Here is a 15,516-nt window from a genome sequence, read left to right as displayed (position 1 = left end):
AGCATCTTAGCGAGCTGACGACGGTGGGAGGTCAGTATGTAATTTGAAGGTTGATCACTTTTGAGTGCTAGATTGAAATTCAGTAAATCTAGTCGGTTGGCAACCGTTAAGTGCTACAAAGAGGAAGACCATTTAATGGTCTTTAAATTTGGGTGGTACCGCGAAGACTTCGTCCCTGTTAAGGGATGGAGTCTTTTTATTTTACTTGGAAAGGCGAGTGGTTTTAGTGCGAGTTAAAGATACATTAAACCTTGGAAAAACAAAATTTAAAATGCGTGGAAATCTTCCAGTTAATGAGCAAAAACGTGAAGATATCTGGGCTGAAAATAAAATTTATGAACAACGTCAAAAATTAAATGAAGGCAAACCATCCTTCGTTTTACATGATGGGCCTCCATATGCAAATGGAAATATTCATATGGGACATGCCATGAATAAGATTTCAAAAGATATTATTGTTCGTTACAAGTCAATGAGTGGTTTTAGAAGCCCGTTCGTTCCCGGCTGGGATACCCATGGACTTCCAATTGAACAACAGCTTACTAAGGAAGGCTATGACAGAAAAAAAATGTCTACAGCTGATTTTAGAAAGCTATGTCATGAATATGCGTTAAAACAGGTTGATAAACAACGTACTGATTTTAAACGTTTAGGTATTTCTGCTGAATGGGATCATCCATATTTGACACTTAATCCGGAATTTGAAGCACAAGAAATTAGAACATTTGGTCGAATGGCCGAGCTCGGATTAATTTATCGTGGTAAGAAGCCGGTATTCTGGTCATGGTCATCTGAATCAGCGATGGCCGAAGCAGAAGTAGAATATCATGATGTTACTTCACCATCTGCATTTTACGCAGAAAAAGTTAGTGACGGAAAAGGCGTTCTTGATGAAAACACTTATTTTGTAGTTTGGACAACGACACCTTGGACAATCCCAGCTTCAGAAGGAATTACGATTGATGCTGGTTTTGATTATTCAGTTGTTCAACCAGCCGGTGAAGATCGTAAATTTGTGATTGCTACAGATCGTTTAAATTATGCTGCGGAACAATTTGGTTGGGAAGATGTTCAAACCCTTCAAGTTATCCGTGGCCGTGAATTAGACCGTATCAAGGCTATCCATCCATTTGATAACGATCGCGAACTAGTTGTTATGTTAGGTGATTTTGTTACTTTGGATTCTGGAACTGGGTTAGTTCATACTGCACCAGGTTTTGGTGAAGATGACTTCCGTGTAGGTAAGGAATATGGATTAGATATTTTTGTACCAGTAGATGATCGTGGCTACATGACAGCTGAAGCTGGACCAGATTTTGAAGGTGTCTTTTATGAAGATGCTAATGCAATTGCATTGGACAAATTAAAAGCTTCTAATGCTTTATTAAAACAAATGGACTATGTGCATAGTTATCCATTTGATTGGCGGACTAAGAAACCAATCATTTTCCGCGCAACGCCTCAATGGTTTGCATCTGTAGACAAGATTCGTGATCAGATTTTGAAAGCTATTGAAGATGTTGAATTTCTTCCTGACTGGGGTCAAAAGCGGCTTCACAATATGATTCGGGACCGTGGTGATTGGGTCATCTCTCGTCAACGTGTTTGGGGAGTTCCTTTGCCAATTTTCTATGCTGAAGATGGTACACCAATTCTTGAAAAAGAAACGATTAACCATGTTGCAGATTTATTCGAGAAGAACGGTTCGGATATTTGGTTCCAATGGGAAGCAAAGGATCTTCTTCCAGAAGGCTACTCCAACGAGCATTCACCAAATGGCGAGTTTACTAAAGAAAATGATATTATGGATGTTTGGTTTGATTCAGGGTCATCTCATCAAGGGGTTTTGGCACAACGCGATTATCTTGAATACCCAGCTGACCTGGTATTGGAAGGTTCTGATCAGTACCGTGGTTGGTTCAATTCTAGTTTGATTACAAGCGTGGCTGTATCAGGCAAGGCTCCTTATAAAAAAGTTATTTCACAAGGATTTACTTTAGATGGTAAGGGCCATAAGATGAGTAAATCACTTGGTAATACCATTGTTCCTGATGAAATTAACAAGAAGATGGGTGCTGAAATCATTCGTCTCTGGGTTTCTTCAATTGATTCTTCATCAGACGTTCGAGTTTCTCAAGAAAACTTTGTAAAGGCCTCTGAATCATATAAGAAGATTCGCAATACCGTTCGCTACTTACTTGCAAATACTTCTGACTTTGATCCGAAGGAAAATGGCGTAGATTATAATGAATTGCGTCCAGAAGACCGTTATATGCTAGTTCAGTTCAATGAATTAATTAGTAAGATTCGTGCTTCATATGATAACTATGACTTCATCGACATCTACAAAACATTGTTGAACTATATTATTACGGATTTATCTGCATTTTATTTAGATTTCGCTAAAGATGTCGTTTATATTGAACCTGAAAATAGTTTAAAACGTCGTTCTATGCAAACTGTTTTCTATGAAATTCTGGTTGGATTGACGAAATTAATTACACCAATTTTGCCACATACAGCAGAAGAAATTTGGGAATACCTTCGTGAACCAGAAGAATTTGTTCAATTAGCTGAAATGCCGGAAGTTGCTAACTATACAGATGGTGCAGATTTACTAAGCAAATGGCAAAGTATTAAGGAACTGCGCTCACATGTATTAAAGGCGCTTGAAGAAGCTCGTGATAGTAAAATGATTGGTAAATCAATGGAAGCTAAGGCTACCTTATACTTAGACGAATCCACTAAGCAATTAGTAGATGGACTAGGGGTTGACTTGCGTTTGATTTTGATTGTTTCACAATTAGAAGTAAAGGCATTATCAGAAGCTCCAAAAGATGCAGCAATTTTTGACGATCAATTAGCAGTCGAAATTACACCTGCTCAAGGGGAAGTTTGCGAACGTTGCCGAATGACAAAAACTGATGTTGGCTCAGACGAACATTTTGCAACTCTATGTGCTAGTTGTGCCCAAATCGTTACTGAAAATTACCCTGAAGCAATTACTGAAGGATTTGAAGAAAAATAATTAATTAAGAATGATTAGGCGAGTAACCTAATCATTTTTAATTTACAGAAGTGTTTTCCACCATTATGATGGTAGTATGACAAACATAAAAAGGGAGCTGAAATTTTGGAAACTGGAACAGTAGAAAGCTTTGATAAAGAAAAAGGATATGGATTTATTGAAACGGCTAGTGGAGATAAAGTATTCGCACATTACACGGTCATTCAATCTGAAGATTATAAAACTTTAGAAGTCGGTGAAAAGGTTAAGTTAATGCTTGCAGATGGGCCCAAAGGATTAATCGCGGTTAAAGTTTTTCGTGAGGAGGCTGAATAATAATGAGTTTTGAAGAAAAAGTAGTAGAGTCTATTTCAAGATATAAAGGTGAAGTTATTGATGTTTATCAACAAACGGTGAAATTACCAGATGGCGAATTGGCTAATCGAGATGTTGTTAAGCACCAAGGAGCTGTGGGAGTTTTAGCCTTAACCAATGACGGTAAGGCGATCTTTGAAGAACAATGGCGTACACCAATTGGCAAGTTAACAATTGAAATCCCAGCTGGTAAAGTTGAACCGGGTGAAGATTTACTTGAGACAGCTAAACGAGAGTTGAACGAAGAAACACGCTATGAAGCTGGGAAGATTGAAAAAATTAATGGTTTTTATTCTGCTCCAGGCTTTTCAAATGAATATATGACTTTGTATAAAGCAACCAATTTAAAGAAAGTCACTAAGGAACTTCCTCGTGATCAAGGTGAAAACTTAAATATTTTTGAACTTTCATTGGATGAGGCATTAAAAGCTGTCGCTGAAGGTAAAATTGAAGATGCAAAAACAATTTTAGCCATTTATTATTGGAAGGCTAACATTAAGTAGGTGAGGCTTTGGATAAGAAAAAACAAACTCGTGCTGAATATCAAAGGAGTTTGCAAAAAGAAACAGAACAAATAGATGCAGAGCAAACTGTAGATGAAGAATTATCACGTAGCCAAAGAAAACAGCGTGAGACTAAAGATCAGCGCTTCAATCCAGACGAACAGTCGGAAGCAAAAAGCCGGGCATTGGCTAAGAAGTTAAACATCGCAATAGCAGGATTAGGAATTGGAATCATATTAGTTTTCTTAATTTTATTTTTTGTAGGATAGGTGAGTAAAGTATGAAATATGGTGTAATTTGTGCCATGGAAGAAGAAATTAAGACGCTTCTTGACACGCTAGAACTTGAAAAAGAAACCAATATCAATGGAATCATTTTTTATGAAGGAAAAATTAGTAATGTAGATGTAGTTCTGGTGCGTTCGGGAATCGGTAAAGTTGAGGCTGGAATTACAGCAGCAATTTTAGTTACCAATTTTAACGCAGATGCCTTAATTCATTCAGGTTCTGCAGGCGGAATTGGGGAAGGACTAGAAGTTGGAGACGTGGTGCTATCAACTGAAGTGGCGTACCACGACGTAGATGCAACAGCATTTGGCTATGAATATGGTCAACTCCCACAACAAGACAGTGCTAGATTTAAGGCTGATGCGTCATTGATTCATCAATTTGAATTAGCAGCTCAGAATCGTAATTTAAATACAAAAAAAGGTCTAATTGTTACTGGTGATCAATTTATTGCTAGTGCTGATAAAGTTAAAACTATTCTAAAAAACTTTCCAGATGCTTTATGTTGTGAAATGGAAGGTGCGGCAGTCGGACAGGTGGCTCATCAATTTGACAAACCATTTATTGTGGTACGTGCTATGTCTGATACCGGTAGTGATGATGCGGATGTTTCTTTTGACGAATTTATTATTGACGCTGGAAAGCGCTCCGCATCAATGCTGATTGATTTATTTAAGATGGAAGGGAATAAATAATGCAACAAGTATATTTAGATAATGCAGCTACAACGCCAACGGATGCCGCGGTAGTTGAAGTAATATCTAATGAATTATTAAATAACTGGGGTAATGCATCTAGTTTACATGGCTTCGGTCGTCGAGCTCGAGCTACACTTGACGAAGCTAGGCATATAATCGCACAAAGTATTCATGCGAATGATGATGAAATTATCTTTACTAGTGGTGGCACGGAGAGTAATAACACTGCCATTACACAAGTCGCTTTACGTAATCAAGATAAAGGTAAAAAAATTATTACTACTGCAATTGAACATCCATCAGTTTTGAACCCCATGCGTCGTTTAGAAAGTATGGGATTTGAAGTTACTTATTTAGGGGTCGATCAAAATGGATTGATTAGTTTGGATGAATTTAAAAATGCGCTAGATGACCAAACAATCTTAGTAAGTATTATGACTGGTAACAATGAAGTTGGTAGCCATATGCCAATTCATGAAATTGGTGAAATATTGAAAAATCATCAAGCAGTATTGCATACCGATGCAGTACAAGCCTACGGGTTAGTAGATATTGATGTTAAGCGTGACCACATTGATTTATTATCAACTTCAGCCCACAAGTTGAACGGTCCAAAAATGATGGGCTTCTTGTATAAAAACAACGAAGTTAATTTCGATAGCTTTATATTAGGCGGCGAACAAGAAGACAAGCGGCGTGCAGGTACAGAAAATGTTGCCAATATTGCTGGATTTGCTAAGGCTGTTAGTTTGCTTGATGCAGACCAAAAGAATCAATTGCAGGCTCGTTATGCCGGTTTTAAGCAAAAAATCATTCAAACTTTAAAAGAAAATGAAATTGAATTTGAAATCAATGGTTCGTTAGATGAAAACAACCTCCAACATGTTTTTAACATTTGGTTGAAGGGAGTTTCAACTTACGTAATGCAAACTAACCTTGATCTTGCCGGAATCGCTATATCAGGTGGATCAGCTTGTACCGCTGGAAGCTTAGAACCATCACATGTATTGACGGCGATGTATGGTGAGGATTCACCTCGCATTAGTGAATCGATTCGAATTAGCTTCGGTAAAAAGACTACGGAAGAAGATATTGAGTATCTGTGTGATCAGATTGTAGCAATTGAACAACGATTAAAACAAATAAGCAATAAATAGAAGCGAGGGGTTCAGATGGCTTTTACTAAAGAAGTGAATGTTAAGGGCGATAATGTCATTTACACGTTAAATGCTAATATAAAAAAATATACTTTATTAGACTTAGGATTCACAACTAAGAATAATGGGACATTCGTTTTAGAACGTTCGTTAGATTCAACTTCACCCTTTAACCAAGGGATTAAATTAAAGATAATGATTAAACCAGATTTCTCTGGATTTAAAATGAGTACAACCACAGCTAATGGAATGCAAAGTGTTAACATTTTTAGTCGGGAACAGGATGCACCATTAGTTGAACAGTACCATTTTTTGATTCAAGAATTACTTGAAAGAGAAGTATTGGCTAAAAAATAGTTACTAACTTTTTGTTAATGGTGGAATTTAATAAGTGTTTGGTATAAAATGGATTTTACTGGATTTATGCGACCTTCAATCGTAGATTCTCCAGAATCTGATAGAAATGATGGTGATAAATATGACTGACAACAGTAAGACACGTGTCGTTGTTGGTATGAGTGGTGGTGTGGATTCATCTGTAGTTGCATACTTGCTAAAGCAGCAGGGATACGATGTAGTAGGTGTTTTCATGAAAAACTGGGATGATACTGATGAAAATGGGTATTGTACAGCTACCGAAGATTATAAAGATGTTGCAAAAGTTGCAGCTAAGATTGGTATTCCTTATTATTCTGTTAACTTTGAGAAGGAATATTGGGACCGAGTGTTTACTTATTTCTTAGATGAATACAAAAAAGGACGTACACCAAATCCTGATGTTATTTGTAATAATGAAATTAAGTTTAAAGCTTTCCTTGACTATGCGATTAGTTTAGGTGCGGATTACGTAGCTACTGGACATTATGCCCAAGTTGAGCGTGATGAGAATGGTCACCAACATCTCCTTCGAGCTACAGATAGCAATAAGGATCAAACATACTTCTTAAGTCAATTAAGTGCTGAACAGTTAGATCGAGTAATGTTCCCACTTGGTGGAATGATTAAGCCTGAGGTTCGTAAGGTTGCTGAAGAAGCTGGACTATCAGTTTATGATAAGAAGGATTCTGTCGGTATTTGCTTTATCGGTGAGAAAAATTTCCGCGAATTCTTAGGAAATTATCTTCCAGCTAAGGCTGGTAAGATGATGACACTCGATGGTGAAGTGAAGGGTGAGCATGCTGGCTTAATGTACTATACTATTGGACAACGTCGTGGACTTGGTATCGGTGGTGGATCTAAGAATAACGAGCCTTGGTTTGTAGTTGGTAAGGATCTTTCTAAGAATATCTTGTACGTTGGACAAGGTTTTAAAAACAGTCATCTTTATGCTGCTAGTTTGGATGCATCTGACATGCATTTTGTGAATAAATTAGGTGAAGAACGAGGCCGTGATTTCCGCTGTACAGCTAAGTTCCGTTATCGTGCACAAGATGTACCTGTAACAGTTCATTTTAGTGAAGACTTTTCAAAAGTTACAGTAGATTTTGATGATCCAGCTCGTGCAATTACTCCTGGACAAGCACTTGTGCTTTACGATGGTGAGGAATGTATTGGTGGCGGAATCATTGATGCTGCATACAATAGTGAAAAGAAGATGTTACAATACATCTAATTTAAAAAGAATCAGACTTAGTCTGGTTCTTTTTTTGTTTTTTGGTAACCTAGGATTCATTTAATGTTAAAATTATTAGTAACTATGTAAAAGAAGGACAAGAATTTTGACGAAATTATATTTTATTAGACACGGTAAAACAGAATGGAATTTAGAGGGACGCTATCAAGGTGCCAATGGTGATTCTCCACTATTGAAAGAAAGCTACACGGAAATTTCACAATTAGCTAGTTTTCTTGCACCTAATAAATTTCAACATATTTATGCCAGTCCTTTACGACGTGCTAGAGTAACAGCTACGACATTACAACATGAGTTGGATGAATTACAAGGTTATCCAACACCAATTACTATTTCTAGTAGGTTAAAAGAGTTCAATCTAGGTATTATGGAAGGAATGAAATTCGTCGATGTTGAGCGGGAATATACAGATGAAGTGGATGCATTCAGAAACCACCCAGATCGTTATGATCCTACCAAAATTAAGGGAGAAACTTTTCAACATTTAGTAAAACGTATGAAACCTACTATTTTGCGTATTTGTGAAAAGTATCCTGCTAAAAATGATAATGTAATTATAGTAAGCCACGGAGCGGCTTTAAATGCTCTAATTAATTCACTATTAGAGGTTCCGTTAACTGATTTAAGGAAACGTGGCGGTTTAGCCAATACGAGTACGACTGTCCTAGCAAGTAATGACTTAGGAAAGTCTTTTGAATTAGTTGATTGGAATAATACTAGTTACTTAAAGAAGCGCATTGACCCAACAGATGTAATTTAATGTAGGTGAAAAAATGACTGAAGATAAGAAAAAACAAGATATAGTTAAAGATTTGATTGATAAAATCGATCAAAATCCGCAAGAAGCTGAAAATTATTATGCGTTAGCTACGGTTTTGGTTAAACAACAAAGTTTTGACCAAGCTGAAGAACTTTTAGTAAAAGCTCGAGGTTTATTTAAAGATTCGCATAGCGTCGATTTATTAACATACGGTTTGGGAAATGTTTATTATGAATCTGGACTCTATGAGAAGGCTAATGTAGAATTTCAAACTATTAAAGATGCACATCTAAAAAAAGATGCTAATTTAATGATTGCTCAGGGTTACTATGCTCAAAGTCAGTACAAATTAGCTTTTGCTTTTGGACTAACTGCGTTAGAACAGAATCCCCATGATGCTGATACAAATGAATTAATGGGTGATGTTAATTTAGCCCTAGGGGATGCTCCAAGGGCCCAAAAGTATTATGATGCGGCGTTAGAAAATAAAAATACAGCTAAGTTACTATTTAACCGTGGCGTAGTTGAAATGACGTTAACTAAAAAGAAAACAAACATTTATTTTGAACAAGCAAAAAAAATTGATAAAACGTATTTTGAAAGTAGCAAACAACGATTAATTGATATCGATAAATTACTAAGTGAATCTAAGGAAGATGTTTAATGGCATTTGAGAAAATGAATTTATTTGGCGATGCTGACCCAAAAAAGCAGTCTCAAAATAAGATGGTCGAACTGATTGGTGAAATTAGTGCGGTCTTTTTTGAGAGCCCAGATAGTTTATTTAAAGTGCTCCTGGTTACTGTAGAAGAAGATGATTTTGACTGGTCCGAAGAGCAGATTGTTGTTACTGGAAATATTGGTGACGTACAAGAAGGACAGAAGTATCAATTTAATGGAAAACTAATTGCACATCCTAAGTATGGTATGCAAATTCAAGCTAATCAATATCGAGCGTTTATGCCAAATACAGAAGATGGTGTTGTTACATATTTGTCGGGATCACAATTCAAAGGAATTGGAACGAAAACCGCTGAAAAAATTGTTGAAGCTTTGGGATCGGATGCACTTAATGAAATTAAGAAAGACCCTGGAGTTTTAAACGGTCTAAACCTTAAAGAAAAGCAAATTGATATGATTGTATCGGTTTTGGACCAGTCCAATGGATTAGAGGATATCCTTATAAAGCTCAGTGATATGGGGATTACAGGAAAAATTGCTAGTAGTATCGTAAATAAATACCATGAGGATGCAATTAACATCATTGAAGAGAATCCCTACCGATTGGTCGAGGATATCGAAAATATTGGTTTTAAACGAGCTGATGCTATCGCTGCTAGCTTAAATATTAAACCGGATTTTGAAAAACGAATTCAAGCAGGAATTTTAGAAGCAATTAAAACTTGGTGTAATGCCACAGGTGATACTTATATTTTGGCAGATATGTTACTCCAAGAAGCCCGAAAGCTTTTAGGTACGGCTGTAAATGCTGAAGCTATTGCAGATCAAGTTTTACAGCTAGGTAAAGATGGAAAAGTCGTAGGTGAGGACGGCCAAATTTATCTGAAATGGTTATATAATGCTGAAGTCGCTATTAGTTATAACGTTAAACGCATGGTCGGTGAATCGAATTCGAACGTTAAAGGTATTAGGCGGGCAATCAAAGCCGCTGAAAAGAATCTAAATTTAAAGTATGATGATACGCAGAATGCAGCGATTGAACTTGCACTTTCACATCCTCTGACAATTATTACCGGTGGCCCAGGGACAGGGAAGACTACAATTGTTAAGGGGTTAATTAATAGCTTTGCAGAATTAAATGATATTTCGTTGGATATTAACGAATATACGGAAAGTAAATTCCCCATTCAGTTAGCAGCTCCAACCGGTCGAGCAGCTAAAAGATTAAGCCAAGTTACGAATGTACCAGCCAAAACTATTCATCGTTTGCTAGGGTTAAATGGTAATGACGATCTCCAGAATGATGAAATAAAGCAGCTTGAAGGCGATTTGTTAGTTATCGACGAGATGTCTATGGTTGATACCGGATTATTTAGTACGCTGGTTAATGCCATTAATCCAGATATGCAAGTGGTACTGGTAGGGGATAAGGACCAATTACCATCAGTTGGACCAGGACAAATATTTAATGATTTAATTAAAAGTGGTAAAATCCCAACTATTTCATTGACAAAAATTTATCGTCAAGAACAAGATTCATCGATTATTCAGTTAGCCCACGATATCCAAAAAGGGGTATTACCTAAAGATTTTACCAAAAATAAAAAAGATAAATCCTTCTTTCTAGCCAACGCTAATCAAGTTGTTGACGCAATAGATCAAATCGCGCAAAAAGCTGTAGATAAAGGGATTTCTAAGAATGATATTCAAGTTTTAGCACCGATGTATCGAGGTAGTGCAGGAGTAGATGAAATTAACCGACATCTACAAAAAGTTTTAAATCCACCTCAAACGGATAAACCGAAGAAAATCGAATCTGGCAATCAAACTTTTAGAATTGGTGATAAAGTTTTGCAATTGGTTAATTCACCTGAAAATAATATCTTTAATGGTGATATTGGCGAAATTACCGGAATCGTTATGGAAAAGCAAGGCAAAGGCAGAGCTCATCTAGTCGTTGACTATGATGGAAATGAGGTTACGTATGCTAAAACTGACCTTGGACAATTGACCTTGGCATATTGTATTTCGATTCATAAATCACAAGGTAGTGAATTTCCGGTGGTGATTATGCCTATGGTGCATCAATACTATCGAATGTTACAACGCAACCTTTTATATACAGGGCTAACTCGTGCGTCCAATTCGATTATTTTGTTGGGTGAACCTGATGCTTACCAAAGAGCGGTAAGCAATGAATCATCTAATCGAAATACCAGTTTAGAACGCCGAATTAATCCGCAAGCAGAAGTTTTAACTGAAAAAGTAAACCAAATACAAGTATCAGAACCAGTTGACCAAGAGCAATCAATGTCAGCACCAGTGGAAGTAGAGCAACCAAAGTATTTAACTACGTCGATGGTTCAAAAAGAACAGGTAGATCCAATGATTGGAATGGAAGGGGTCACCCCGTATGATTTTATTTAGTTAATATCTTGAAGTGTGTAGCCTAAGTTGTCTATAATGATAGGTAGATAATAATTGGAGGTTCAGCTGTGGAAGAAAGTAAAACAAAAAGAAGAATGAAAATATTCTCCTTGAATTCAAATCATGCTTTATCTGAAAAAATTGCTGCAGAGGTGGGAATGCCTTTAGGAAAAGCTGCTATTAAGCAATTTAGTGATGGCGAAATCCAAGTAAATATTGAAGAAAGTATTCGTGGGGATGAAGTTTATGTAATTCAATCCATTTCAGACCCTATTAATGATTCATTGATGGAATTATTAATTATGGTTGATGCTTTGCGTCGTGCTAGTGCTAGCCAAATTAATGTTGTTATTCCATATTATGGATACTCTAGACAGGATCGCAAAGCTCGTTCACGGGAACCAATTACAGCTAAATTGATTGCTAATCTTTTGGAAGATGATGCAATTACTCGTGTTCTGACGCTTGATTTACATGCTCCACAAATTCAAGGATTTTTCGATGTTCCAGTTGACCATCTTGCCGCTGCTCCATTGTTAGCAAGTTATTTTAGTGATGGGAGTTTTGATGTCGAAAATATGGTTGTAGTTTCACCTGATCACGCTAGTGTTTCTAGAGCTAGAACCATGGCTGAATTATTAGGCACACCCATTGCAATTATTGATAATCGTAATGAAGAATCTGTGGAAAGTATTAATGAAATTCCGACTGAAATCATTGGAAATGTTAAAAATAAAATTGCTTTGGTTGTCGATGATATGATTGACACAGGAACACGCTTGACGATTTCAGCGGAAGCCCTCCATAACGCAGGAGCAACTGAGGTATATGGTGCTGCAACTCATGCAATCTTTTCTAATAATGCGCCTAAAATTTTACAAGAATCTAAATTGTCTAAAATCATTGTTACTGATTCAATTAGAATTGATGCTGATAAGAAATTTGATAAGTTAGTTGAATTATCTGTAGGGCCACTTTTAGGAAATGCAATTAAGATGATTTATGATAATGAACCACTTGCTCCATTATTTAAAAGCCAAAAATAATTAAATAAGTGTTAAATAACTTTTTAAATTTTCGATTAAGATCTGTTGCAGATTATAATTTGTGCAGGTCTTTTTATTTGGAGGAATTCAATGGATATATTAGTTCAACAATGGCATAAAAAATCTGTTCAACTTTGGGCAACGCTAGTAGCGCTAATATTGATAATATTTTTATTAAGAGATTTTATGTCGCAAATTTTATTGGTAGTAATTTTTTCCTTTGTGTCACACGTGGGAATTCAAAAGATTAGAAAATACACCAAGGTTAGTCAGCCAATTGGTACAATAATTTTTTATATTGTTTTACTGGCCTTTGCGGGCTTTGTTTTTTCTTTTACGGCCTCGATGATTTATGATCAATTAAAAGGAATTCCTTCTTTAATTAAACATGCTATTGACAGTGATACGTTTAGTAACCACTATGTTCAAACAATCCTTACTGAGATAAATAGAAACTCACAAGCGGTGAAAGGAAGTCAATACATCGCAATGTCTGGGTTAAATCAGCTTGGCAGGATCGGGATTGCTGCGGAACACGTTATAATTGCGTTATTTCTAAGTATGGTATTTAATTTAACTTACAACCATTTACGTGAATTTGGGCATGCTATTTTAAAGAGTAAGTATGATATCATGTTCGGAAATGTATACTACTTACTTCGTAAGTACGTAGTGATACTAGGTACGGTAATTGAAACCCAATTAGTAATTTGTATTATCAATACCGGTTTGATGGTGATTGGTTTATGGATAATTGGGGTACCTAAACTACTATTAATGGCTATTATTGTCTTTGTTCTAGGTTTAGTCCCCGTTGCTGGAGTTTTAATTTCATTAATCCCCTTGTCAATTGTTGCTTTTTCAGCCAATGGTATTATCTCAATTGCAGAAGTGCTTTGTTTAGTAATATTGATACACTTTTTTGAATCATACTTTCTACACCCAAGGTTGATGGCGGGTGCCACTGATTTGCCGGTCTTTGTAACCTTCATTACTTTAATTATTGGAGCAAAAATGTTGGGAACTTGGGGGTTGATTGTTGGTATTCCTACCGTCGCTTTCTTCATTGATTTATTAGGAATTCAATTAAAGCAGCATCATCCTAGAAACCCTAAAGAAGTTATTGAAAGTGAAATTGAATAATTTAGAAGTCGTCTATCAAGTGATAGGCGTCTTTTTTTGATGTAAAATGAACGAAATTGAATTTTTTTGAATTAATTTGATTGATTTTGAACTAAAATGATGGTATATTCTTCTATGGAGGTTGATGAAAGTGCTTACAGAACTTCGAGAACGAAATATTTTACGTTTATTAAGAGAGAAACAAGTTATCAAAGTTGATGAAATTATGCATGCAAATCAATCATCAATTTCTACGGTTCGTCGAGATTTAAAAAAACTTGAAGCAGAAGGAAAGCTAGTCCGTGTTCATGGTGGAGCTCAACTTGAAAATGGGCTTCAAACCGAAACGGATTTTCAAGTTAAATCGAAAATGAATCTATTAGAAAAAAATGAAATTGGGCGACAAGCTGCAGAATTGGTTCAAAGTGGGGAGATTATTTTTTTGGATGCCGGAACTTCCACTGCAACGATCATTCCATACTTGGCAGAAATCGAGGGACTGTTAGTTGTAACCAATGGATTGACGATTGCTGGTTTACTGTCAGATTTTGATATCAATGCGTATCTAGTTGGTGGCCAATTAAAAAATAAAACCCGGGCTTTGATTGGATCAGAGGTAACGGATCGGATTCGAACATTTCAATTTGATCGATGTTTCATGGGAACCAATGGGGTATCCCAAGAATTAGGATTTACCACTCCAGATATTCAAGAAGCCCAGATTAAGTCAGAAGTGATTAAAAGAAGTCGAAATGCTTATGTTTTAGCAGATAGCTCTAAGTTTAATAAGACTTCATTTGTACGTTTTGCAGAATTGCAAGATGCAACAATTATTGCCGACCATTGTCCAGAATGGCTCAAAGCAGAGGAAAATATATATTATATGGAGGTTCAAAAATGATTTACACAGTTACACTTAACCCATCGATTGATTATGTAATCAGTCTGGATGAAATGAAAGTTGGCTTGGTTAATCGCTTGAAGACATCAAGTAAATTTCCGGGTGGAAAAGGGATTAATGTTTCAAGAATTTTAAATGAATTAAATGTGTCTAACACAGCGTTAGGTTTTCTAGGAGGATTTACTGGGAAATTTGTGAATGATGCATTAACAAGATTGAATGTGCAAACCGATTTTGTTGAGATTAAAGAAGATACTAGGATTAATGTAAAAATTCATGCTCAACAAGAAACAGAATTAAATGCTCTCGGACCTAATATTGATGATACAGAATTAGCAAGTTTTATCGACAAATTTAATCAAATTGGCAATGGAGATGTTGTTGTATTTTCAGGAAGTATCCCAGCCAATTTACCCCAGAACCTTTATGATCAAATAATTAAAAAAATTAAGGCAAATGGGGCGCAATTTGCAGTCGATACTACGGGACAGGGTCTATTAGATACCTTAGAAAATAATCCAATCGTTATTAAGCCAAATAACCATGAACTTGGAGAATTATTTCATACAGAAGTAACCACCGATACAGATATTGAGAAGTATGCTAAAAAGTTAATTGAAATGGGCGCTCAAAATGTCATGATTTCAATGGCTGGTGAAGGTGGGATGCTAGTTTCCAAGGATCGTGTGCTTAGAAGTTTTGCTCCAAAAGGCAAAGTCTTAAATTCTGTAGGAGCTGGGGACTCAATGTTGGCTGGATTTGTTGGAGAATTCAATCAGTCACATGATTTAGAAAAAGCCTTTAAAAAAGGTTTAGCGTGTGGAAGTGCCACAGCATTTTCACTGGATATTGCAACTAATAAAAAAATTGACGAGATTTTTAACGAAATTGATGTCTTTGAAAAGTAAGGGGTAAAATT

15 protein-coding genes and 1 other annotated feature (1 of these 16 running past the window's edge) are annotated in these 15,516 nt (G+C 36.2%); all 15 genes read left to right on the top strand.

Annotated features, from left to right (window positions below; all coding sequences use genetic code 11):
• Window positions 1–180 (top strand) — a binding site (T-box leader); it begins 35 nt to the left of the window's first position.
• A 46-nt stretch (window positions 181–226) separates the two neighbouring features.
• Window positions 227–3,028: an isoleucine--tRNA ligase gene (gene ileS / locus IV86_RS06590; RefSeq protein WP_056979450.1), complete on the top strand. Its 2,802-nt coding sequence runs from the start codon at window positions 227–229 to the stop codon at window positions 3,026–3,028.
• 105 nt (window positions 3,029–3,133) lie between these two features.
• Window positions 3,134–3,343 (top strand): cold-shock protein, encoded by a 210-nt coding sequence (locus tag IV86_RS06585; RefSeq protein WP_002833484.1) that lies wholly within the window; start codon window positions 3,134–3,136, stop codon window positions 3,341–3,343.
• A 2-nt stretch (window positions 3,344–3,345) separates the two neighbouring features.
• Window positions 3,346–3,885, top strand: a complete 540-nt coding sequence (locus IV86_RS06580) for an NUDIX hydrolase (protein ID WP_002833483.1) — start codon at window positions 3,346–3,348, stop codon at window positions 3,883–3,885.
• Window positions 3,886–3,893: 8 nt separating this feature from the next.
• A complete protein-coding gene (locus IV86_RS06575; RefSeq protein ID WP_002833482.1) occupies window positions 3,894–4,154 on the top strand; it encodes a hypothetical protein in 261 nt (86 codons plus the stop codon).
• A gap of 11 nt (window positions 4,155–4,165) precedes the next feature.
• Window positions 4,166–4,867, top strand: a complete 702-nt coding sequence (locus IV86_RS06570; RefSeq protein WP_002833481.1) for a 5'-methylthioadenosine/adenosylhomocysteine nucleosidase — start codon at window positions 4,166–4,168, stop codon at window positions 4,865–4,867.
• The gene (locus tag IV86_RS06565) at window positions 4,867–6,027 is read left to right on the top strand and encodes a cysteine desulfurase family protein (RefSeq protein ID WP_002833480.1); all 1,161 of its coding nucleotides are present in this window, start codon (window positions 4,867–4,869) and stop codon (window positions 6,025–6,027) included. Before IV86_RS06570 ends, IV86_RS06565 begins: the two co-directional genes overlap by 1 nt.
• Window positions 6,028–6,042: 15 nt before the next feature.
• Window positions 6,043–6,384 carry a DUF1831 domain-containing protein gene (locus IV86_RS06560; RefSeq protein WP_002833479.1) on the top strand — a complete coding sequence of 114 codons (342 nt, stop codon included), beginning with the start codon at window positions 6,043–6,045 and terminating at the stop codon, window positions 6,382–6,384.
• 109 nt (window positions 6,385–6,493) lie between these two features.
• Window positions 6,494–7,639 carry a tRNA 2-thiouridine(34) synthase MnmA gene (gene mnmA / locus IV86_RS06555; protein ID WP_307724820.1) on the top strand — a complete coding sequence of 382 codons (1,146 nt, stop codon included), beginning with the start codon at window positions 6,494–6,496 and terminating at the stop codon, window positions 7,637–7,639.
• Window positions 7,640–7,745: 106 nt separating this feature from the next.
• Window positions 7,746–8,420, top strand: a complete 675-nt coding sequence (locus IV86_RS06550; RefSeq protein ID WP_002833476.1) for a histidine phosphatase family protein — start codon at window positions 7,746–7,748, stop codon at window positions 8,418–8,420.
• A 13-nt stretch (window positions 8,421–8,433) separates the two neighbouring features.
• Complete coding sequence (locus tag IV86_RS06545; protein WP_011673534.1) at window positions 8,434–9,084, top strand: tetratricopeptide repeat protein; 651 nt, start codon at window positions 8,434–8,436, stop codon at window positions 9,082–9,084.
• Entirely contained in the window at window positions 9,084–11,528 is a 2,445-nt protein-coding gene (gene recD2, locus IV86_RS06540; protein ID WP_002833473.1) for an SF1B family DNA helicase RecD2, read from the top strand. Before IV86_RS06545 ends, recD2 begins: the two co-directional genes overlap by 1 nt.
• 68 nt (window positions 11,529–11,596) lie before the next feature.
• Window positions 11,597–12,574 carry a ribose-phosphate diphosphokinase gene (locus tag IV86_RS06535; protein ID WP_002833472.1) on the top strand — a complete coding sequence of 326 codons (978 nt, stop codon included), beginning with the start codon at window positions 11,597–11,599 and terminating at the stop codon, window positions 12,572–12,574.
• Between the two features lie 90 nt (window positions 12,575–12,664).
• Complete coding sequence (locus tag IV86_RS06530; RefSeq protein WP_002833471.1) at window positions 12,665–13,717, top strand: AI-2E family transporter; 1,053 nt, start codon at window positions 12,665–12,667, stop codon at window positions 13,715–13,717.
• Window positions 13,718–13,841: 124 nt separating this feature from the next.
• The gene (locus tag IV86_RS06525; protein WP_023440522.1) at window positions 13,842–14,597 is read left to right on the top strand and encodes a DeoR/GlpR family DNA-binding transcription regulator; all 756 of its coding nucleotides are present in this window, start codon (window positions 13,842–13,844) and stop codon (window positions 14,595–14,597) included.
• The gene (pfkB, locus tag IV86_RS06520) at window positions 14,594–15,505 is read left to right on the top strand and encodes a 1-phosphofructokinase (RefSeq protein WP_002833469.1); all 912 of its coding nucleotides are present in this window, start codon (window positions 14,594–14,596) and stop codon (window positions 15,503–15,505) included. The genes IV86_RS06525 and pfkB overlap by 4 nt, the downstream gene beginning before the upstream one ends.
• Window positions 15,506–15,516: the final 11 nt, after the last annotated feature.

The sequence above is a fragment of the Pediococcus pentosaceus genome (assembly GCF_001437285.1).
Lineage (GTDB): Bacteria > Bacillota > Bacilli > Lactobacillales > Lactobacillaceae > Pediococcus > Pediococcus pentosaceus.
This window is presented reverse-complemented; position numbering and strand designations above follow the sequence as displayed.

What these genes read in the sequence shown, in the direction of transcription:
- IV86_RS06580 (WP_002833483.1), top strand. Translation starts at nt 3,346, where the DNA reads ATGAGTTTTGAAGAAAAAGTAGTAGAGTCTATTTCAAGATATAAAGGT.
- IV86_RS06570 (WP_002833481.1), top strand. Translation starts at nt 4,166, where the DNA reads ATGAAATATGGTGTAATTTGTGCCATGGAAGAAGAAATTAAGACGCTT.
- IV86_RS06565 (WP_002833480.1), top strand. Translation starts at nt 4,867, where the DNA reads ATGCAACAAGTATATTTAGATAATGCAGCTACAACGCCAACGGATGCC.
- IV86_RS06560 (WP_002833479.1), top strand. Translation starts at nt 6,043, where the DNA reads ATGGCTTTTACTAAAGAAGTGAATGTTAAGGGCGATAATGTCATTTAC.
- mnmA (WP_307724820.1), top strand. Translation starts at nt 6,494, where the DNA reads ATGGTGATAAATATGACTGACAACAGTAAGACACGTGTCGTTGTTGGT.
- IV86_RS06545 (WP_011673534.1), top strand. Translation starts at nt 8,434, where the DNA reads ATGACTGAAGATAAGAAAAAACAAGATATAGTTAAAGATTTGATTGAT.
- recD2 (WP_002833473.1), top strand. Translation starts at nt 9,084, where the DNA reads ATGGCATTTGAGAAAATGAATTTATTTGGCGATGCTGACCCAAAAAAG.
- IV86_RS06530 (WP_002833471.1), top strand. Translation starts at nt 12,665, where the DNA reads ATGGATATATTAGTTCAACAATGGCATAAAAAATCTGTTCAACTTTGG.
- IV86_RS06525 (WP_023440522.1), top strand. Translation starts at nt 13,842, where the DNA reads ATGAAAGTGCTTACAGAACTTCGAGAACGAAATATTTTACGTTTATTA.
- pfkB (WP_002833469.1), top strand. Translation starts at nt 14,594, where the DNA reads ATGATTTACACAGTTACACTTAACCCATCGATTGATTATGTAATCAGT.